The sequence below is a fragment of the Staphylococcus agnetis genome, from assembly GCF_002901865.1.
GTDB lineage: Bacteria > Bacillota > Bacilli > Staphylococcales > Staphylococcaceae > Staphylococcus > Staphylococcus agnetis.
In genome coordinates, this window is sequence record NZ_PPQF01000008.1 from 81686 (window position 1) to 102757 (window position 21072).

Genomic DNA, 21072 nt, shown 5'->3' on the forward strand with positions numbered 1-21072 from the left:
CATGCGTTTAGGAACTCGAATTCAACTGTATATTACGTTAATGACGGTAATTATAGTCATTTGCGTGAACATACTTGTTTATTTTTTATTTAAACATTATGCACTGGAATCCGAACTGAATCAACTCGAAAACCGTAGTGTCAATATTATGGAAGAAATGAAAGCTTCTGAAAACCAAACGAATACGGAAATTATGAACCACGGGTATATTTTATCAGATGGCTATATTAGCGTGGTGAACCAAGATGATGTAGCAATTGTAAAATTTGCGACAGATGTGACATACAACAATATGGAATTAGACTATCGTGCGCATCAATATAAAAGGACGATGGACTACAAAGGCCATCACTTTGCGATGGTGTCATTACCTATTGTTTGGAAAGATGGCAATGTCGTTAATTTACAATTATTTGAAAATGTCGACTTTAAATATGAATCTTTTCAAATGTTGAAATGGATTTTAGTCGGCTCCACCTTGTTTGTATTAATCCTCATTTTTTATATCAATAATATGGTAACCCGTATCATTACAGAACCGATATTGCAATTAATTCAACATATTAAAAAAACAGAGGATACTAAAGACTATCAACCTGTTCACATTCAAAAAAATGATTCGTATGAAATTAAAGTATTATCAAATTCGTTTAACGATATGATGAATAAATTAAAAGAACATGATGAGAAACAACAAGCATTTATTATGAATGCGTCACATGAATTAAAAACGCCAATCACGGTCATTAGTTCCTACAGCCAAATGTTGAAACGTTTTGGAAAAAAAGATGAAAGAACGTTAGATGAAAGTATTCACGCAATTCATGATGAAGCGCAAAAAATGAAGTTTTTAACTGAACAGCTACTGTATGTGGCTCAAATTACAGAAAATAAGACGGAGCGCAGTCTTGAATATGTCCATCTACCGACCATTGTTCGAGAATTAGTAGACAGAATGACTAATGTCTACACTCATACCTTGAAAGTGGAAGATCATACGGCATCAGGAAATGTACAGATAGATGTCCAATCCTTTAAACAATTGGTTCATATATTTTTAGATAATGCACATAAATATGGACACACATCAATTAATCTTATATTAACCGAAACTAAACAGCACGTGATTCTATCGATATCTGATGACGGTATAGGAATTCCTCAAGCGGAACTGCCGCACATTTTTACGCGATTTTATCGTGTGGACAAAGCACGTTCACGAAAAACAGGCGGTTCTGGTCTAGGGTTATCCATTGCCCAGGAAATCGCTAAGAAAGAACATATTACAATTCATGTGGATAGCGAAGTGAATCATGGAACGACTTTTACATTAACGATTCCAAAGGAGGTAAACTATGAAATCACTCCTTAAAATAGTTGTACTTATCATTAGCATCATATTAGCCGTTGTTTTAGGTATCGTTATTTATCTTAGCGCCAATCAATCATACATGAGTAAAGCGAGCGCAAAGCAATTGGTGGAAAACCGTTATGACGGCACAGTAAAATCCATTCATACGAATCAAAATGAAGCTGAATTTAATGTGAGAATGGTGAATAAAGAGGCAGAGTATCACATTGTGATAGATAGAAAAAAAGCGTCAATTAAGCAAATGACGAAGACGAAAACGTTTAAAAAGCAAACAGCTCAGAAAAAAAGCCAAAAACAAAAGAAGAGGACGCATCACATCAGTGAAAACGAAGCGAAAACCATCGCTAAAAAGCATGTCGGAGGTACGTTTGTCGCAATCAAATTACAACAATCGAAAAATGCGCCACACTATGCGGTGACACAACATGTGAATCAAAGCGAAGGCGCCAATGTGATGATACATCGCCTAACTGGTAAAGTGACCTCAGTGTCATGGTTCACCCGTGCAGGCGCGACAACTCAAGAAGAACATGCTGCGACGGATCATCCTTCACATGATGCATCAGCACCACAGTCCCATGAAACGCCTAACACGTCACAAGTGCCATCTTCGCCACAATCACCAACATCTACTTCTGACGATGATGATATTGGAGAGGATGACTGGGGTGAAGACGACTAACACGACAAAATGCAATGCTAACCTGATTCGACATCAATCATGGGGACGTTGCATTTTTTTAACGACGAATGTAAACTTATTTAAAATTTTGTTTACAATTATGCTATACTGTCCTATAGATTAGGAGGTTTTAGAATGAATTTAGCAATGCGCATTTTACAAGGTCACCCTTTAACACATCAAGAAGCTTATGACATATTTATTGATGATACGATGGATACGATGGATTTGGTACATGAAGCGTATCAACTGAGAAAACATTATTATGGGCACAAAGTGAAACTGAATATGATATTGAACGCTAAAAGTGGTATTTGCCCAGAAGATTGTGGTTATTGTGGTCAATCACGTGAAATGAAAGAAAAACAACGCTATGCTTTAATTCCTGAAAACCAAATTACTGAAGGGGCTAAAGTGGCAGCGGAACATGAAATTGGTACATATTGTATTGTAATGAGTGGTAGAGGACCAAGTGATAAAGAAGTAGATCATATTACGAAATCTGTTGAGCGTATTAAATCAGAACATCCTCAATTGAAGATTTGTGCATGCTTAGGATTAACGAATGAAAAACAAGCAGCGCAATTGAAAGCTGCGGGTGTGGACCGTTATAATCACAACTTAAATACGAGTGAAAATTATCACGACGAAGTTGTTACCACACATTCATATCAAGACCGCGTTGATACGATTGAGACGATGAAGGCACACAATATTTCACCATGTTCGGGTGTCATTTGTGGTATGGGGGAAACGAACGAGGATATCGTGGATATGGCGTTTGCCTTGAGAGACATTGACGCAGACAGTATCCCGGTCAACTTTTTACATCCGATTAAAGGAACGAAATTTGGAGAGATGGATGACTTAACACCAATGCGTTGCTTACGTATTTTGGCACTATTTAGGTTAATTAATCCAACGAAAGAGATTCGTATTGCTGGTGGCCGTGAAGTCAACTTGCGTTCATTACAATCTACAGCTTTGATGGTAGCGAATTCTATTTTCGTTGGTGATTATTTAATCACAGGGGGTCAGCCAAATCAATTAGATTACGATATGATTAAAGATATGGGATACGAGATTGATTATAACCATGACGTTGCACAACCGGTTAAAACGGTATAATGATGTGCGTAAAAACTGTCGATGAAGCCGTGTGCTTGATTGGCAGTTTTTTATTTAAAGTAAAAAGATTATAATTACGTCTATGGAAGGATAGCACGACACATAATTCATGTTAAAATAACGTTAATGGTAAAAGGAAGTGAACACATGTATAAGAAATTACTCGCTAGCGGTCTAGTCATCACCTTATTAACGACAGGCACAACGTATCAAGCTGAAGCGGCCAATGAACATAAACCTAAAGAAGATATCTTTATCCAAGGGGCGGATTTAAATCAAAATCAGCTACACAAAACGAAAGAGCTCCTTGGCGTCGGTAAGAACGTTACAACATACGAAGTTAATCATAATGACGTTGTTCGTTATACAGGGACAGAATATGATTTCATTCATTCCAGTGCTTATATTAAGCCGAAGAAATTTGGTAGAGGTGTCTCTGTAACGATTGAAACCCCTGACAACATTACGCGCATTACACGTGAACAATATATCAACGCTGCGATTACCGCGGGTATTCAAGATTCGAAAATTAAAATTGCTGCTATTGATCGCGTTTCTGGAGAAGGCGCGCTTACAGGTATATATAAAGCGTACGAGACACAAGGTCACACATTAAATCAAAAAGACATTCAAAATGCACATCAAGAAATGAATGATTTAGCGAATATTAGTGAAACGCATGCGAAAAAAGAAGGCTATTCAGATGAAGTGTTGAACCAATCCATTGCTGATATGAAAGGTCAAATTGCAGAAGCCAAACAGAATAATCAACAAATTAATCAAACAACAATTAACCATATCGTTAATCAAACGATACATGAACATAACTTACATCAAATATTAAGTGATAATGATATTGCAGTGATTCAAAATTTGATGATGAATGTTGCAAAATCTGATGTCATTAACCAAGATCCGAAAGCATATGAAAAACAAGCGAACGCACTAAAAGATGATATTCGTAAACATGCAGGGGATAAAATTGAAGCGTTAAAAAACTTAAATCCTGAAGAAGCAGGCAACTTCTTCCAAAGAATATGGAATGCGATTGTTGATTTCTTTCAACGTATCTATTTATGGCTCATGTCATTTTTATAATGAATAATGCGTACTGGATATGTCTAACTAGATTAACAAATAGCCTTCAAAATTCATTCTAATCAATGAATTTGAAGGCTTTTTATATTGGGAAGTTATAAAGTATGAGTGTGGGCGTGAACTATTTACATAGCGCTTGAATCACAGGACGTCGGCTTAATGTTGGATAGAGTAATGAAACAACGATAAGTGTAAAACAAATGCCTGGCAATGCATGAGCAACCAGTACAATTGGCGGCAAATGTAAAAATTCAGCAAGAACAATACGAGATACTAGTGTTCCTACGCATCCAGCAATGCATAGCGTTCTTAACGATACCCCTAAACAATACACCACACTTATTGAGAGTATTCTAAAAATCAAAGAGATACATAAATGAAGCGGATTGAATGCGCCAATGATGAATAGAATCGCACTTGAAATCAGGCCACCAATAAAATAGCGTTTAATTCCAAAAAAAGCCAATATTAAAAGCGATACAGGTGCCGAGAGTTGAAATTCCAACCCTGGCAATATAGCCGGTAGCTTAAACAAAGCAAAAACAGTTAACAATGCAGCAATGGCACTGATTTGAGTAATAGATTTCGTCGTCATGATGAATTAACCTCTAAATAATAACTTATAATATTATTATATATTATAAACACATATATGGTTAGGGTCAAATGCCAAAAGCATAGTGTTCTATTGTAGGTGTTCATGAGACGTATGAAGAGGCAGTCAAATTTAGAGATTCTACATTTTTATAAATAAAAAAGACTGGTAACATGAAGTGTTCATGTCGCCAGTCCGTTGTATTATTAATTTTAATTACGGATGAGGTAATCAAATGCAGATAATGCTGCGCTTGCACCAGATCCCATTGAAATAATAATTTGCTTGTAACGTTGGTCTGTGCAGTCACCTGCTGCAAAAATGCCAGGGACATTTGTTTGGTTTAATCTATCCACTTCGATTTCACCCATACGGTTACGTTGGACAGCATCGCCAACCCATTCTGTGTTAGGTGATAAACCGATTTGAACAAAGACACCGTCTAGTTCAACGTGTTTAGATTCGTCAGTTGCACGGTCTGTATACGTAATGCCGTTAACACGGTCAGTACCTGTAATTTCAGAAGTTGCAGCATTTGTGATTACTGTCGTATTCGGTAATGAGCGAAGACGATCTTGTAACACAGAATCTGCACGCATTTCTTCACCAAATTCAAACAATGTAACGTGGTTACAAATACCAGCGAGGTCAATCGCTGCTTCGACACCAGAGTTACCGCCACCAACTACAGCGACATCTTTACCTTCAAATAAAGGACCGTCACAGTGTGGGCAGTAAGCGACACCTTTGTTCGCAAATTCGCTTTCGCCAGGAACGCCAAGTTGACGCCAACGAGCACCTGTTGCAATGATTAATGATTTCGTTTTTAATGTCGCACCGTTATTTAATGTCACGTCTGTGCTGTCATCGGTTTTATTAATTTCTTCTGCACGAACACCTTTCATCACATCGACTTTATAGTCTGCAATGTGTTGTTCAAGATTTGATGATAATTCAGGACCTGTCGTTTTCTTCACGCCGATTAAGTTTTCGATATCAGCCGTATCATTCACTTGACCACCAATACGGTCAGCGACAATACCTGTTTTTAAACCTTTACGCGCAGCATAGATGGCTGCGCTTGCGCTTGCAGGGCCACCACCGATGACAAGAACATCAAATGTTTCTTTACCTTCAAATTCAGATGCATCAGGACCTTCGCCTAATTCATTTAAAATATCAGAAACAGTCATACGGCCATTTCCAAATGATTCACCATTTAAGAAGATAGCTGGAACTGCCATAATGTCTTCAGCTTCTTTTTTGAATACTGCACCATCAATCATCGTATGTGTAATATTTGGATTGATTACAGACATTAAGTTTAATGCTTGAACGACATCTGGACATTTTTGACATGTTAAGCTAACAAATGTTTCAAAGTTTAATGGTTTGTCGATAGCTTTAATTTGATCGATAACAGATTGAGACTCTCTTGGTGCACGACCACTGACTTGTAATAATGCGAGTACAAATGAATTGAATTCGTGACCTAATGGTACACCTGCAAATGTGATACCAGACTCTTCATTTGGACGATTAATACTGAAACTTGGTGTGCGTTTTAAATCAGCTTTTTCAACTGTAATGCGAGATGACATATCTGCAACTTCATTAACTAAGTCGCTTAATTTTTGTGAGTGTTCATCAGTGCCAGCACTTAATTTGAACACCACGTCACCTTCCATTAAATCAAGAAGCTGTGTAAGTTGTTGCTTTAACTCTTGGTTTAACATATGTTTTGGCCTCCTAAAAATGTGAATGGATTGAGAGCGGGACAACAATCTCATTCAACGGGAAGATTGCTGTCCCGCCCAGGCAATAAGGAAACGTTTGAATACCTTCAAAGGAGGCAATCAAACGCTTCATGTTGTGCCTAGACGGAATATTTATGAATAGAATTGGAATAAAATTTTATGGACAGTATGAACGGAGGAGCCAGAACTTAACGCCTGGCTTGCCTAGTCTTTCATCATAAATACTAAAATTCATATTTTGCTTGGGTGATTAGATAAAATTTTAGTATTTCATGTAGGCGTTGCCGCTCATGCATCATAAAGATTGTATTCGAACTTCTTAGATTTTACCTACTAAGTCTAATCCTGGTGTTAATGTGTCGTTACCTTCTTCCCATTTTGCAGGACAAACTTCACCTGGGTTTTGACGCACGTATTGCGCAGCTTTGATTTTGTGTACTAATGTGCTTGCGTCACGACCGATACCATCTGCGTTAATTTCAGCTGCTTGAACAACACCGTCAGGGTCAACGATGAATGTACCACGTTGTGCAAGACCAGTGTTTTCATCTAACACGTCAAAGTTACGTGTAATCGCTTGAGATGGGTCACCAATCATTACGTATTGTAATGTGCTGATCGCATCTGAATGATCATGCCACGCTTTGTGTACGAAATGTGTATCAGTTGAAACTGAGTAAACATTTACGCCAAGCTCTTGTAATTTAGCGTAGTGGTTTTGAACGTCTTGTAATTCTGTTGGACATACGAATGAGAAGTCAGCTGGATAGAATACAACTACACTCCAGTTACCTTTTAAATCTTCATGAGATACCTCAACGAATTCGTCTGTTTTTGCATTGTACGCTTGTGCTGAAAATTCTTCAATTTGTTTACCGATTAAAGACATAATGAAATTCCTCCTAAAAAATGATAATCATTATTATTGATTAGAATTGATGTGATTTAGTTCTTTATCATCATTCCTTATTAATAATAATTCTAATCTTGATTCTTATTATACACGAAAAGTAATAGACGTCAAACGAAATTACTCTCTTTTTACTTTAAATGCATTTTAAAGAATAACTAAATTCTTGTGAAAACCTCATACTTAACGTATCGGCCTCAATACAATTTATACGTTTTCAATATCATTGACGATATAATTTTCTCAATTAGAGCTATATTTTATCAATTAAAAGCATTGAAGTTGATAGAATAACATAAATAGAAGTAAAGCCGACTCACACTCATTCAGCTTTACTTCTTAAATGCGTTATTCAAATGTGACATTGACACTACCAATATGCGTATAGTCTACATGATACGCACCGACCTCTGCTTGAAGTGGTGTAATAAAAGTGCCTGAAGAGACGATGTCGCCCGCTTTTAATGATTTGCCATGTGCAGCCAATTTTTCAGCCAACCATTGAATTGCTTTTACAGGATGACCTAAGACGGCAGACGAATGTCCTTCAGCGAGGGCGGTCTCATTATGTTGAAGTGTCATGGAGATATCTCCAAGCGTATCATAATCAGGGGTATCTACAGCTTCTCCAACAACGACAAGACCTGTAGCAGTATTATCAGCTAGTAAGTCACCCAGTGTAAAATGTGGGAACCAATCGATATAACGTGCGTCTGGTACTTCAATCGCTGGGGCAATCTTTGATTTAGATAGTACTTCTTCTACAGTAGGGTGATTGGATACTTCTTCTGTAAACTCAAATACCAATTCAGGTTCAATTAAAGGTGAAAACAAGTCGTGTAAGTTAAGCGTGGTATTAGACGCTTTAACGACATGGCTTAATAATGTTCCATATGCCGGTTCATGGGTGTTTGCATATGCTTGAGTTGCTTTACTTGTCATACTGACTTTGTATCCAGCAACTGTTGATCCTGTCGCGGATTGAATGCGTTGTGTCAGTTCTTGTTGTACCGCATACCCTAACGTTTCATCTACAGCTGCATCGGGATTAAGAAAAGGGATGGGTTGATGATTTAAATACGCTTGATGAAGTTGTTTTGCTAAAGATTTTGTTTGATTCGTCATAGTGTCTACCCCTTTATTCTGAAAATTGTTACAATTAGGATAACTTTTATTTAAAAGTATTGCAAGTTAAGGTGAAACACGATTTATGCGCTAGGAAATAGATTTTGATAAAATGAGAAAAAAGTAATAGGGGTGGCACATATGTCTGAACATGTTTATGCGTTAGCGAAGCAACATCATTCGGTACGGAAATTTAAATCTAAAGCGATTGACCGAGAAGTGATTCGTAAACTGATTGAAGCTGGTCAAATGGCTTCGACATCAAGTTTTTTACAAACGACTTCCGTCATTGGTGTTGAAAGTCTAGACAAGAAAGAAGCATTAAAAGAAGTATCTGGACAACCTTACGTTGTTGAAAATGGCTATTTATTAGTATTCGTTTTAGATTATCATCGACATCATTTAATTAGTGAAAAGCGAGACGCACAATTAGAAGGTAGTTTTGAGTCAGCTGAAGGTTTACTCGTAGGTACAGTAGATGCAGCCTTAATGGCTCAAAATATTGCGTTAACTGCAGAGGATATGGGTTACGGCATTGTTTATTTAGGATCATTGCGCAATGATGTACCACGAGTACGTGAAATTTTAGGACTACCAGAGTTTACATTCCCGTTATTCGGCATGGCGATTGGTGAGCCTGCGGATGATGAAAATGGTACACCAAAACCCCGTTTGCCGTTCGAACATGTCTTTCATGTCGATGGCTACAACACAGATGACACCCAACTAGAAGCACAACTTGAGGACTATGATGAGACAGTTTCTAACTATTACAACGCACGCACACATGGAGAACGTACGGAAACTTGGTCAGAACAAATTTCGCAATTTATGAGCAGTAAACAACGTTTAGAAATGTTAAACTGGTTACAAATGTCAGGATTTAATAAGAAATAAAAAATAGAGAGTGTGACTTATTAGGGCACACTCTCTATTTTTTAATGCTGTGATGCTAGTTCGTCATAGTGGTTAGATTTAAATGTTTCTTCATCTAATTGTTTCGTTAATTTTGCAGTGCCTGTACCGGCGAGTAATGAATCGTTCACGTTAAGTGCTGTACGTCCCATGTCGATAAGGGGTTCGACTGAAATTAAGACACCCGCAAGACCGACTGGAAGGTTGAGTGCGGATAACACAAGAATGGATGCGAATGTCGCACCACCACCTACACCTGCCACTCCGAACGAACTTAGTACGACAACTACGATTAACGTTAAAATAAATTGCCAGTTCAGTTCAACACCTGCCACTGGGGCAACCATCACGGCTAACATGGCGGGATAAATACCCGCACAGCCATTTTGACCGATAGATAGGCCGAATGATCCTGAGAAGTTTGCAATCGCTGGTGGCACACCTAAACGTTCAGTTTGCGTTTGAATATTGAGGGGTAACGCACCTGCACTTGAACGAGACGTAAACGCAAATAAAATAACTTCTGCTGTTTTCTTCATAAACTGAAGGGGATTCACGCCCAATATTGCCAAGATAATCATATGAATGAGGTACATCGTGAGTAAAGCTGCATATGAAGCAATAACGAATTTACCTAATGTCCATATGGCCGCAAAGTCACTTGTCGCAATCGTCGTAATCATTATCGCTAAAATACCATAAGGTGTAAGGCGTAAAACAAACGTCACAATTGCCATAACAAGTGAATAGACGGCGTCAATGCCACGTTTTAAAATGTGACCTTTTTCTGGTTCTTTACGTAACACACGTAAGAAAGCAAATCCGATAAATGCTGCGAAAATCACGACAGCAATCGTAGACGTTGCACGCGCACCGGTAAAATCTAGAAATGGATTTGAAGGTAATAATTCTAAAATTTGTGCTGGTAACGTCGTTGCAGTCATTTCTTTTGCTTGGTTCGTAATTTCAGAGCTACGGGCATTTTCAGCCTGGCCTAAATCAATCGATGAGGCATCTAAACCGAATAATAGCGCAAAAACAATTCCAACTATAGCAGCAATGGCTACAGTGCCAATTAAAAACATTAAAATGAGACTACCCATTTTAGCAAATTTTTCACCAATGTCGATTTTTGTAAATGCAACGACAATTGATACGAAAACAAGTGGAATTACAATCATTTTAAGTAATGAAATGTAACCTTGACCGACGATGTCTATCCAAGATGTTGTTTCAGTTATTATTTTACTTCCCGCGCCATAAGAAATATGAAGAATTAGACCGAGAAGAATTCCTAAACCTAATGCGATGAAGACACGTTTAGGGAATTTTATATGTTTTTTAGCCATCCACCATAGCCCGACGAGTGCAATGATGAAAATGACGAGATTAAGAATAATTAAAAATGTAGACATGGCAACACGCTTCCTTTTAATTCCGATTTATATAATAAGAATAATCGGTATGCGGTACAAAAGCAAGTACATTTTTAGTTTTGTTGCACGTTTGGTGTAAAAGGTTGCAATGTATCGAGCGCTTGCACGTCACCTTGAATCGCTTTCGCCATTAATTGACCTACAATTGGAGAAAGTAAAATACCATTACGGTAATGTCCCGTCGCTACAAAAAGCGTAGGGCTAATTGGACCCATGATAGGGACATCTTGATGTGTAATTGGCCTAATACCCGTCCAAGTTTTAATAATGCGATGGTTTCGAAGTTGTGGGAGCATTTCCTGACTTTTATCATCAAGCCATTTTAAATTTGATGCATCATTATTAGTCGACCAATTGTCCCATTCAGACGTCGCACCGATTAAATACCGATTGTGACGTTTAGGAACAATATAGCAACCATTGGCATTAAAAAGGGTCGTCTTTAAAATAGGGGATTGGGTTTCGATTAACTTCACATCGCCTTTCACAGGACGGGTAGGTAGTGAAATATGTATATCTGATAACAATTTGCCACTCCAGGCACCTGCCGCAATAACGAGTAAATCTGCCATCATAGCGCCTTGAGAGGTATGAACGGTATAGCCATCTCGATGTTTTTCAATGTGTGTGACTTCAGTATGTGAATACAATTGCGCGTTTTTTTGAGATATTACCGCTTTTGTAAGCGCTTGAGTATAAAGGTTAGCATGGATTTGGCCATCATCTTGAATTTTAAATGCGGCTGTTGTTTTGGGGTTGAGGTGTGGAAACAAACGGTGCAAATCTTTCGGATGGAACCATTGAATGTAATGGTCATCTTGTTTTAAAAATGAAAATTGATTTTTGATATTTTCGATATGTGTGACTTCTGTCGCGATTTTAATGAGGCCGTGACATTGGAATTCAATATCTATACCTGTATCACGTTGGAGTTGTTGAGCAACATGTGGCATCAACGCACGACTTTGCATCGCTAATCGATAGAGTGGGGTAGCTTCAAAAAATTCATTTTGAGCACCTAACATTCCTCCAGCTGCATACGATGCATTCATGCGAGGTGTGGTGCGATCAATAATAGAGATATTATAGGGAGCGTTAGATAATTGGCGAGCGATAGAAAGCCCCATTACGCCGCCACCGATAATGATTAATTTTTGCATAAAAAACCTCCTGCAATCTTGTGCAAGAGGTGTCACCTGTATTGAAACAATCTGAAAAAAGGACTTTTCCAGATACATAAATTGTGTTCACATACGGCTTCCCTTCGTTGGTACTAACCACTTCAGGTTCAAAGAGTTAAGATGACGTCTTTCTCAGCTCACTTAAGAGCACCCCTAGCACTTGTATTGCGTATTAATTTTAGTGAATCTTAGCCGCCGAATAAGCGTGCCCAAAAACCTTTTTGTTCTTGGTTGTTTTTAATCGTTGTCACAAGTTCTTGTTGTTCTTTAGTTTGTGTTTCGATGCTTTCTTGTGTTTTAGATAATTGATCCGCTTGTTGTTTTTGACTTTCGGTAATGGCATTTAAAGATTTTGCGTTTGTTTCAAGTTGGTTGTTTAACTGTGTATGTAATGATTTCAATTCTTCTTGTTGTTGGTGAACTTGAGAAATCATTTGTCCCAAAAGTTGGCGTTCTTCGCGCATTTTATCGATTTCTGCTTTTAGTTCTTGCATCATTTGAGGGAACTGTTGGTCTGATGGTAAGTTTTGACCATTATCTTTGACGATGACTTGTAAAAAGTCTTTTTCTTGTTCTAATTCTTCAAATGCAAGTTCATAACTGTTCGTGCGTCCAACACGTTCTGCAATTTCTTGGAATAATTCAATGTCTTCTTCCTGGAAATCCGTTGCTTCACGTCCACGGTATTCCGTTTTTTTCAACTGGTAGCCACGTTCTTCTAGGTGCTGTACAATTTTGCGCACTTGCTTTTCACTAAGCTCTGATTTCTGTGCAAACTCTTTTGTTAGCATGTTCATAAATCCTTTCTGTCAGTCATTTTAGACTTACGGTAGCCTGAGTTCAGTGACCCGTCAGTCTTACCTCTACCTTATTGTAACGGCTTTACGACTGGATTTCAAGGGCTTAAGCATTCATATCTTTACTCAAATTCATTTTTATTAATAGTGGATAAATCACACGTCTTGGAATGCGATTAGCAAAGACGTATTTCAAAATATAGCATGATTTTACACTTGTACCGTAGATATCTTTCGTTAAAGGAATGTTTGCTTTGATATATAAATCAAGAGGTACAGGTTTTCCTTTACGGTCTAATGAAGGCTGAATATAAGGGATTTGCGTTTGTTTTTCATAACCATGATGTGTTAAGAAATGACGTCGAAACGCGATGTCTTCTGCTGTTTCAGCATCAACATCTGGATTTTCAAGCGTTGATTCAAACATAAAGAAGTTCACATCTCTCCCGTGCAATTGATTAGATAATCGATTAATGCCTTTTTCCACTTCTTCTAGCATCATAGCTAAATACGTTTCCTGTTGTGCACCAGGTTCTGCGATTAAATAGACAATGAAGCCTGTGTTTGTTGTTGCTTCATAATGTGCTGTCGCAAAACTCACCACACGATTGTCTTCAATGCCGACTAAAAAAACGTAATCATTGTGTGTTTTTTCAGTTTTTAAAGATTGCACAAAGACAGATTCGTCTTCTGTTACGAGGGGATCTAATTTATCCATATAAAAATCGAGTGCGGGTTCATACCATTGATCTTGGGTAGATTTTATTTGTACAAATTTCATTGCGTTCACCTCTCTTGATTGATAACAGTATAGCACAGATAGTTAAAAACAGGCGTGGTAGACTGGCGCTTTCATGTAAAAAGGACTAGAACATTTTACAATGTCCTAGCCCCAAAAATTCATCATTATGAATGATTTGAATTTCACTCGATATCGCCTTTATGTTCAGACGGCTTATGTGTATCCGTTGAAGGTTCAATATAGGCTGCGTTATTTTGTGTTACTTCACCGTGTTTCGTTGTATCTTTTTGAACAACGACTACAATTTTATTGTTGTTTAAGTCTTGTTTTAAATCTTCAGTTTGTTCTTCACCGAAGTTATAACGACTTAAAGCGGCACCTTCAGCATCCTCCCCAATAAACATACGCATAAATTTGTCGCTGACTGTACCATTTGTAGACTTATGCTGAATTTGACAATCGTTGAAACGATCAGTTTTGAGTTTCTCTTTACTAATTACTACAATTTCAGATTCTTTATATCCGTTTCGTAAAAAAGAATCTACGACTTCAATTGCATCTTCTTCTGTGCGTGCTACTTTAAAATCTGCCATAATCGACGCCTCCGTTTTTAATATTCATATTAGTTTTACCCATGTTACATCGCAAATAACCGTTTGATACCTATAAGACAATCATAACAAATTTACGGCATTTAATTAACAAATTTATGATTGCGCTTCCATTATTATGATGCCCTTAAGGAAGGGGATTCTGAAATTAATTTACATAAATTTCTGAAAATAATTGATTTGACGCGACGGTATTGCGTATTAACTTCAAATTTGCTATTATCATTAAATAATTTATACGCACTCATATAATCTGAAGAATATGGCTTTGGAAGTTTCTACCACGTTGCCTTAAACAATGTGACTATGAGTAAATGAAAATCAATGTAATGCTTTGTATCATTTTGTCATGTGCATCATGATTTTAATGATATTTTTAGTGATACCTTTTATGTCTCACCCATTTCATGTCTATGACCCGCGTATCAAATTGAACGGTACGATTATTATGTTGAATGAAAAGGGATTATAAAACGTGTCACACTTACAACTGTATTTCACTTACTCGTTCCTAAAACTATATTCTGAAGTTTTGGGCTTTTTTATTATCTTGACCAAAATTGAGGAGGAACCGAAGTGGAAAGGTTAAAAAACAAAGTCATTGAAGATGGCGTTGTCATTGATGAAAAGATCTTAAAAGTGGATGGTTTTTTAAATCATCAAATTGATGCTGAACTGATGCACGAGATAGGAAAAGTCTTTCATGAACAATTTGCGCATGAAAACGTCACAAAAATCTTAACGATTGAAGCCTCAGGTATTGCCCCGGCCATTATGGCAGCTTTACATTTTGATGTCCCTTGTCTCTTTGCGAAAAAAGCAAAACCGAGCACATTGAATAAAGGTTTCTATCAAACAGATGTGCACTCATTTACGAAAAATAAAACGAGTACCGTTATCATTTCAGAAGAATTTTTATCACCTGATGACCGCGTATTCATTATCGATGACTTTTTAGCGAATGGCGAAGCGGCACTTGGGCTACACCGTCTCGTACAACAAGCGAACGCGACAACTGTAGGAGTTGGGATATTAGTAGAAAAAAGCTTCCAACAAGGGCGCACACGTCTTGAAGAAGCAGGACTCAATGTATCGTCACTGTGTCAAATTGCCTCTCTTAAAGGTAACAAAATTACATTAGTTGGAGATCAAGCATAATGAAAAGATTTCTATTAAGTTTACAACATCTCTTAGCTATGTATGCGGGTGCCATTCTTGTACCTATTATTGTAGGAACAAGTTTAAAATTCACCCCTGAACAAATCGCATTTCTTGTTACTGTCGATATTTTTATGTGTGGTGTTGCGACGTTTTTACAAGTGTACCGCGGTGTCGGAATTGGACTCCCGGTCGTGTTAGGATGTACGTTTACTGCTGTTGCGCCAATGATTATGATTGGGCAGTCTAAAGGGGTAGACGTCTTGTACGGTTCACTTTTCGCATCAGGGATTTTGGTCATTATCATCGCACCATTTTTCGCTTATCTTGTGCGTCTTTTTCCACCAGTTGTGACGGGAAGTGTCGTAACCATTATCGGTATTACGTTAATGCCAGTCGCAATGAATTATATTGCTGGTGGGCAAGGTGCCAAAGATTACGGTTCGCCGAAGCATATTTTACTTGGTTTTGCGACACTCATCATCATTTTAGTCATTCAACGTTTTGCGACAGGTTTTATTAAATCTATTGCCATTTTATTAGGATTAGTGAGTGGGACAGTAATCGCAAGTTTCTTAGGACTTGTGGATATCGCCCAAGTGGGTCAAGCCCATTGGTTTGAGTTACCACGTCCATTCCGATTCTACGGATTCGCTTTTGACTTTGGTGCGATTGTCGTTTTCTTTATCGTCGCGCTCATCAGTTTAATCGAGTCAACGGGTGTGTATCATGCGTTAAGTCAAATTACAGGACGTCAATTAGAACGTAAAGATTTTAGAAAAGGCTATATGGCTGAAGGAATTGCGATTACGTTAGGTGCCATTTTTAATGCCTTTCCTTATACCGCGTATTCTCAAAACGTAGGGCTTGTGTCCTTATCTGGCGCTAAGAAAAACGATGTCATTTACGGCATGGTGATCATGCTTATCATTTGTGGATGTATTCCTAAAATTGGCGCTTTAGCGAACATCATCCCATTGTCTGTTTTAGGTGGTGCGATGTTAGCGATGTTTGGTATGGTGATGGCTTATGGTGTCCGCATTCTTGGTGACATTAACTTCAAAAACCAAAATAATTTGTTAATCATCGCGATTTCAGTCGGTTTAGGTGCGGGGATTACTGCTGTTCCAGAAGCATTTAAAGCGCTCGGTGATCAATTTACATGGTTTACTCAAAATGGTATCGTTTTAGGAACAATTTCAGCGATTATATTGAATTTATTTTTTAATGGTCTAAACTATCAACAAAACGAAGAAAATGTGAAATAATATAACTATCAATTTGAATGGAGGCTATACGAAAAATGTGGGAAAACAAGTTTGTTAAAGAAGCACTAACGTTTGATGATGTATTACTAATTCCAGCAGAATCAAATGTATTACCGAAAGAAGTAGATTTAAGCGTTAAACTTTCAGAACGTATTCAATTAAATATTCCAATCGTATCAGCAGGTATGGATACTGTTACAGAATCAAAAATGGCGATTGCGATGGCACGTCAAGGTGGTTTAGGTGTCATTCATAAAAATATGAGCATCGAACGCCAAGCAGATGAAGTTCAAAAAGTTAAACGTTCTGAAAATGGCGTTATTACAGACCCATTTTATTTAACACCAGAAGAAAGCGTATATGAAGCTGAAGCATTAATGGGGAAATATCGTATTTCAGGTGTGCCAATTGTAAACAATAGAGAATCACGCAAACTTGTCGGCATTTTAACAAATCGTGATTTAAGATTTATTGAAGACTTCTCAATCAAAATTTCTGATGTTATGACTAAAGAAGACTTAGTGACAGCACCAGTAGGTACAACACTTGAAGAAGCAGAGAAGATTTTACAAGACCACAAAATTGAAAAACTTCCATTAGTAGAAGATGGTATTTTACAAGGCCTCATCACGATTAAAGATATCGAGAAAGTGAACGAATATCCATATGCGGCAAAAGACAGCCACGGTCGTCTTATCGTAGCAGCGGCGATTGGTATCGCTAAAGATACAAGCATTCGTGCTGAAAAACTTGTAGAAGCGGGTGTTGACGCATTAGTGATTGATACGGCACACGGTCATTCACAAGGTGTTATCAATCAAGTGAAAGAAATCAAAGCAACATATCCTGAAGTAACGGTGATTGCAGGTAACGTTGCGACAGCAGCTGCGACAAAAGCATTGTTTGAAGCAGGGGCAGATGTTGTGAAAGTGGGTATCGGACCAGGTTCAATTTGTACAACACGTGTTGTAGCAGGTGTAGGTGTACCTCAAATTACAGCAATTTACGACTGTGCAACTGAAGCGAAAAACCACGGAAAAACAATCATCGCTGATGGCGGTATCAAATTCTCTGGTGACATCGTGAAAGCACTTGCGGCAGGTGGTCATGCGGTTATGCTTGGTAGCTTACTTGCGGGTACTGAAGAAAGCCCAGGTTTAGTTGAAATGTTCCAAGGACGTCAATACAAAGTGTACCGCGGTATGGGTTCATTAGGTGCGATGGAAAGTGGTTCAAACGACCGTTACTTCCAAGAAGATAAAACACCTAAGAAATACGTTCCAGAAGGTGTTGAAGGGCGTATCGACTATAAAGGACCATTACAAGATACAATTTATCAATTAATTGGTGGCGTGAAGAGCGGTATGGGTTATACTGGCTCAAAAGACTTAGAAGCGTTACGTGAAGAAGCACAATTTACTAAAATGAGTGCTGCAGGTCTAGCAGAAAGCCACCCACATGATGTTCAAATCACAAAAGAATCACCAAACTACTCATTCTAAGGGATAAAGGAGTACACACATTATGGAAATGGCAAAAGAACAAGAACTGATTCTTGTCCTAGACTTCGGAAGTCAGTATAACCAACTGATTACACGACGCATTCGTGAAATGGGTGTGTATAGTGAATTACACGACCATGAAATTTCTATTGAAGAAATTAAAAAAATGAATCCAAAAGGGATTATTCTTTCAGGTGGACCGAACTCTGTGTATGCAGATGACGCGTTCACAATTGATACAGAAATCTACAACTTAGGCATTCCTGTTTTAGGTATTTGTTACGGTATGCAATTAACGACAAAATTATTAGGTGGTAAAGTTGAGCGCGCGAACGAACGTGAATACGGAAAAGCGACAATCAACGCAAAATCAGACGAGTTATTCTTCGGTTTACCAGAAGAACAAACGGTTTGGATGAGCCACTCTGATAAAGTTATCGAAATTCCAGAAGGCTTTGAAGTCATTGCAGACAGTCCAAGCACACAATATGCGGCTATCGAAGACAAATCACGTCGTATTTATGGGGTACAATTCCACCCAGAAGTGCGTCATACAGAATTTGGTAATGACTTATTACGTAACTTTGTACGTCGTGTATGTAACTGTACAGGCGAGTGGACGATGGAAAACTTCATTGAAATCGAAGTAGAAAAAATCCGTGAAAAAGTGGGCGACCGTCGCGTGCTTTGCGCAATGAGCGGTGGGGTAGACTCCTCTGTAGTTGCGGTATTATTACACAAAGCGATTGGCGATCAATTAACATGTATCTTCGTTGACCACGGTCTTTTACGTAAAGGTGAAGGCGACATGGTAATGGAACAATTCGGTGAAGGCTTCAACATGAACATCATTCGTGTGAACGCACAAGACCGTTTCATGTCTAAACTTGCAGGCGTATCAGATCCTGAACAAAAACGTAAAATTATCGGTAACGAATTCGTGTACGTCTTTGATGATGAAGCATCAAAATTAAAAGGTGTAGACTTCTTAGCACAAGGTACACTTTATACAGACGTCATCGAATCAGGTACAAAAACAGCACAAACAATCAAATCTCATCATAACGTAGGTGGCTTACCAGAAGACATGGAATTCGAATTAATCGAACCAATCAACACGTTATTTAAAGACGAAGTACGTGCATTAGGTATCGAATTAGGTATTCCAGAACACCTCGTTTGGAGACAACCATTCCCAGGTCCAGGATTAGGTATCCGTGTCCTTGGTGAAATTACAGAAGAAAAATTAGAAATCGTTCGTGAATCCGATGCGATTTTACGCCAAGTCATTCGTGAAGAAGGCTTAGAGCGTGACATTTGGCAATACTTCACAGTATTACCAGATATCCGTTCAGTAGGTGTAATGGGAGACTACCGTACGTATGACTATACAGTCGGTGTACGTGCCGTAACGTCAATTGACGGTATGACAAGTGACTTCGCACGTATCGATTGGGAAGTCTTACAAAAAATCTCAACACGTATCGTAAACGAAGTGGATCACGTTAACCGTGTGGTCTATGACATCACTTCAAAACCCCCAAGCACAATCGAGTGGGAATAATTATATATAGTAAATGATAGGCTAGAATTACCGTTATTATGCGGTTTCTAGCCTCTTTTATTTTGCGTTGAATACGTTTTGAATACGTTATGCTTAAAAATTGATGTATTTTGCGAATTTTTCAGCCACTTGATCACGTTGTTTTTCAGTTACGTGAGCGTAAATATCCATAGTTGTTTTAATGTCTCCGTGACCTAATCTATCTTGTACTTCTTGAATAGATAGACCAGCCTCAAATAAAAGAGAACAATGAGTGTGTCTAAACCCATGAACTTTAATCCTCTTAAAATTATTCTTCTCACAAATTAAGTCTAATGCTTTATTGCAATGCTCGGGGTATAGCGGTTTATTATCACGTATAGTAGTAAAAACATGTTGATGTTTATCAGAGGTATTGTGACCATATTTAAGAGACTCCACTCTTTGATAAGTGCGCCATGATTTCAATACACTTGCAGTTTTATCATCAATACTTATTGTTCTATAAGATGATTTAGTTTTAGGTTCTTGTATTACCAGTTTATAATTTGACCCTCTTGCACAAGTTTTATTGATAGATATGGTTTGTTTAGTAAAGTCAATATCGTTCCATGTTAAAGCCATTAATTCCCCACGTCTAAAGCCAGTAAAAGCTAATGTTCGAAAAATAGCATAATATAATGGGTCATCTTCAACAAAAGTTAAAAACTGTTTCAATTCATCACTTGAATAATACTTCATAGACGCGTCTTGTTGCGTTTCTTTTTTTCTAGGTGCTTTTGTATGTGTAAATGGATTATCAGCGATTATCTTAAGGCTTACGGCATATTTAAACACATTAGATGTGTATATTCGTATAGCTTTAATATCAGAGTACTTTTTGTTCCATTTATTAATAACTTTTTGGCAGTATGGCACGGTTATTTTCTTAATAGGTATATCTTTGAAATGTTCTAATATAGCTGTATCAAATAAAGTTAAAACACGTTGATATGTACTTTCTCTTACGGTGTTTTGATACTGTTCAAGCCATAGCTCATATACTTCTTTAAACGTCGTTATATCGTTGTTTAGAAAGCCGTTTTGGCTTACCTCTGTTTGAAGTTTTGCCTCTGCAATTTTAGCTTCTCTTTCAGTCTTAAAGCCTCGTCTAGTAGTTCTCTTTTGTTTACCCGTAATTGGATCAGTCCCTAAATATGCAACAAACATATAGGCAGTAGAACCGTCTTTCTTCTTGTATTTCTTAATCATA

19 protein-coding genes and 2 riboswitches are annotated in these 21072 nt (G+C 37.8%); of the genes, 9 read left to right on the plus strand and 10 right to left on the minus strand.

Annotated features, from left to right (window positions below; all coding sequences use genetic code 11):
- Position 1 precedes the first annotated feature (1 nt).
- The 4 genes from CD172_RS01380 to CD172_RS01395 all read left to right on the plus strand — a co-directional run bounded on the left by CD172_RS01380 (position 2) and on the right by CD172_RS01395 (position 4280).
- Positions 2–1372: a sensor histidine kinase gene (locus CD172_RS01380; protein WP_103345236.1), complete on the plus strand. Its 1371-nt coding sequence runs from the start codon at positions 2–4 to the stop codon at positions 1370–1372.
- Entirely contained in the window at positions 1356–2054 is a 699-nt protein-coding gene (locus tag CD172_RS01385; protein ID WP_103345237.1) for a PepSY domain-containing protein, read from the plus strand. Before CD172_RS01380 ends, CD172_RS01385 begins: the two co-directional genes overlap by 17 nt.
- A 135-nt stretch (positions 2055–2189) precedes the next feature.
- Complete coding sequence (bioB, locus tag CD172_RS01390; RefSeq protein ID WP_037565066.1) at positions 2190–3182, plus strand: biotin synthase BioB; 993 nt, start codon at positions 2190–2192, stop codon at positions 3180–3182.
- 147 nt (positions 3183–3329) lie between these two features.
- Complete coding sequence (locus CD172_RS01395) at positions 3330–4280, plus strand: DUF1002 domain-containing protein (protein ID WP_103345238.1); 951 nt, start codon at positions 3330–3332, stop codon at positions 4278–4280.
- A 121-nt stretch (positions 4281–4401) separates the two neighbouring features.
- Here the strand turns inward: CD172_RS01395 and CD172_RS01400 are convergent, their stop codons facing one another.
- The 4 genes from CD172_RS01400 to CD172_RS01415 all read right to left on the minus strand — a co-directional run bounded on the left by CD172_RS01400 (position 4402) and on the right by CD172_RS01415 (position 8667).
- The gene (locus CD172_RS01400; protein ID WP_037565064.1) at positions 4402–4875 is read right to left on the minus strand and encodes a hypothetical protein; all 474 of its coding nucleotides are present in this window, start codon (positions 4873–4875) and stop codon (positions 4402–4404) included.
- A 212-nt stretch (positions 4876–5087) separates the two neighbouring features.
- Positions 5088–6611 carry an alkyl hydroperoxide reductase subunit F gene (ahpF, locus tag CD172_RS01405; protein WP_103345239.1) on the minus strand — a complete coding sequence of 508 codons (1524 nt, stop codon included), beginning with the start codon at positions 6609–6611 and terminating at the stop codon, positions 5088–5090.
- Between the two features lie 340 nt (positions 6612–6951).
- A complete protein-coding gene (ahpC, locus tag CD172_RS01410) occupies positions 6952–7521 on the minus strand; it encodes an alkyl hydroperoxide reductase subunit C (RefSeq protein ID WP_037565060.1) in 570 nt (189 codons plus the stop codon).
- Positions 7522–7890: 369 nt separating this feature from the next.
- Positions 7891–8667 carry a 2-keto-4-pentenoate hydratase gene (locus CD172_RS01415; protein ID WP_103345240.1) on the minus strand — a complete coding sequence of 259 codons (777 nt, stop codon included), beginning with the start codon at positions 8665–8667 and terminating at the stop codon, positions 7891–7893.
- 141 nt (positions 8668–8808) lie between these two features.
- Between CD172_RS01415 and nfsA the strand changes: the two genes are divergently transcribed.
- On the plus strand, positions 8809–9564 hold the full coding sequence (nfsA, locus tag CD172_RS01420; RefSeq protein ID WP_103345241.1) for an oxygen-insensitive NADPH nitroreductase: 756 nt from the start codon (positions 8809–8811) through the stop codon (positions 9562–9564).
- Between the two features lie 41 nt (positions 9565–9605).
- On the opposite strand, the gene CD172_RS01425 is transcribed toward nfsA, so the two are convergent.
- From CD172_RS01425 to CD172_RS01445, 5 genes are all read right to left on the minus strand, one after another.
- Positions 9606–10997, minus strand: coding sequence for an L-cystine transporter (locus CD172_RS01425; RefSeq protein WP_085622253.1), 1392 nt, complete (start codon positions 10995–10997; stop codon positions 9606–9608).
- Positions 10998–11071: 74 nt separating this feature from the next.
- Positions 11072–12178: a glycine oxidase ThiO gene (gene thiO / locus CD172_RS01430; RefSeq protein ID WP_103345242.1), complete on the minus strand. Its 1107-nt coding sequence runs from the start codon at positions 12176–12178 to the stop codon at positions 11072–11074.
- Between the two features lie 82 nt (positions 12179–12260).
- A riboswitch (TPP riboswitch) is annotated at positions 12261–12364 on the minus strand.
- A 23-nt stretch (positions 12365–12387) separates the two neighbouring features.
- Entirely contained in the window at positions 12388–12990 is a 603-nt protein-coding gene (locus tag CD172_RS01435; RefSeq protein ID WP_037565048.1) for a DNA-binding protein, read from the minus strand.
- 112 nt (positions 12991–13102) lie between these two features.
- Positions 13103–13777, minus strand: a complete 675-nt coding sequence (locus CD172_RS01440) for a hypothetical protein (protein ID WP_037565047.1) — start codon at positions 13775–13777, stop codon at positions 13103–13105.
- A gap of 143 nt (positions 13778–13920) precedes the next feature.
- On the minus strand, positions 13921–14331 hold the full coding sequence (locus tag CD172_RS01445) for a general stress protein (protein ID WP_037565046.1): 411 nt from the start codon (positions 14329–14331) through the stop codon (positions 13921–13923).
- A 242-nt stretch (positions 14332–14573) separates the two neighbouring features.
- Positions 14574–14676, plus strand: a riboswitch (purine riboswitch).
- Between the two features lie 249 nt (positions 14677–14925).
- On the opposite strand from CD172_RS01445, the gene xpt reads away from it, so the two are divergent.
- From xpt to guaA, 4 genes are read left to right on the plus strand one after another with little or no spacing between them, the layout of a single operon-like run.
- On the plus strand, positions 14926–15507 hold the full coding sequence (xpt, locus tag CD172_RS01450) for a xanthine phosphoribosyltransferase (RefSeq protein ID WP_037565043.1): 582 nt from the start codon (positions 14926–14928) through the stop codon (positions 15505–15507).
- Positions 15507–16775 carry a xanthine permease PbuX gene (gene pbuX / locus CD172_RS01455; RefSeq protein WP_103345243.1) on the plus strand — a complete coding sequence of 423 codons (1269 nt, stop codon included), beginning with the start codon at positions 15507–15509 and terminating at the stop codon, positions 16773–16775. Before xpt ends, pbuX begins: the two co-directional genes overlap by 1 nt.
- A gap of 35 nt (positions 16776–16810) precedes the next feature.
- Positions 16811–18277, plus strand: coding sequence for an IMP dehydrogenase (gene guaB / locus CD172_RS01460; protein WP_103345244.1), 1467 nt, complete (start codon positions 16811–16813; stop codon positions 18275–18277).
- Between the two features lie 22 nt (positions 18278–18299).
- Positions 18300–19841 carry a glutamine-hydrolyzing GMP synthase gene (guaA, locus tag CD172_RS01465; RefSeq protein WP_037565037.1) on the plus strand — a complete coding sequence of 514 codons (1542 nt, stop codon included), beginning with the start codon at positions 18300–18302 and terminating at the stop codon, positions 19839–19841.
- 93 nt (positions 19842–19934) lie between these two features.
- Here guaA and CD172_RS01470 read toward each other — a convergent pair whose 3' ends face one another.
- Positions 19935–21071, minus strand: a complete 1137-nt coding sequence (locus CD172_RS01470; RefSeq protein ID WP_103345245.1) for a site-specific integrase — start codon at positions 21069–21071, stop codon at positions 19935–19937.
- Between the last annotated feature and the right edge of the window lies 1 nt (position 21072).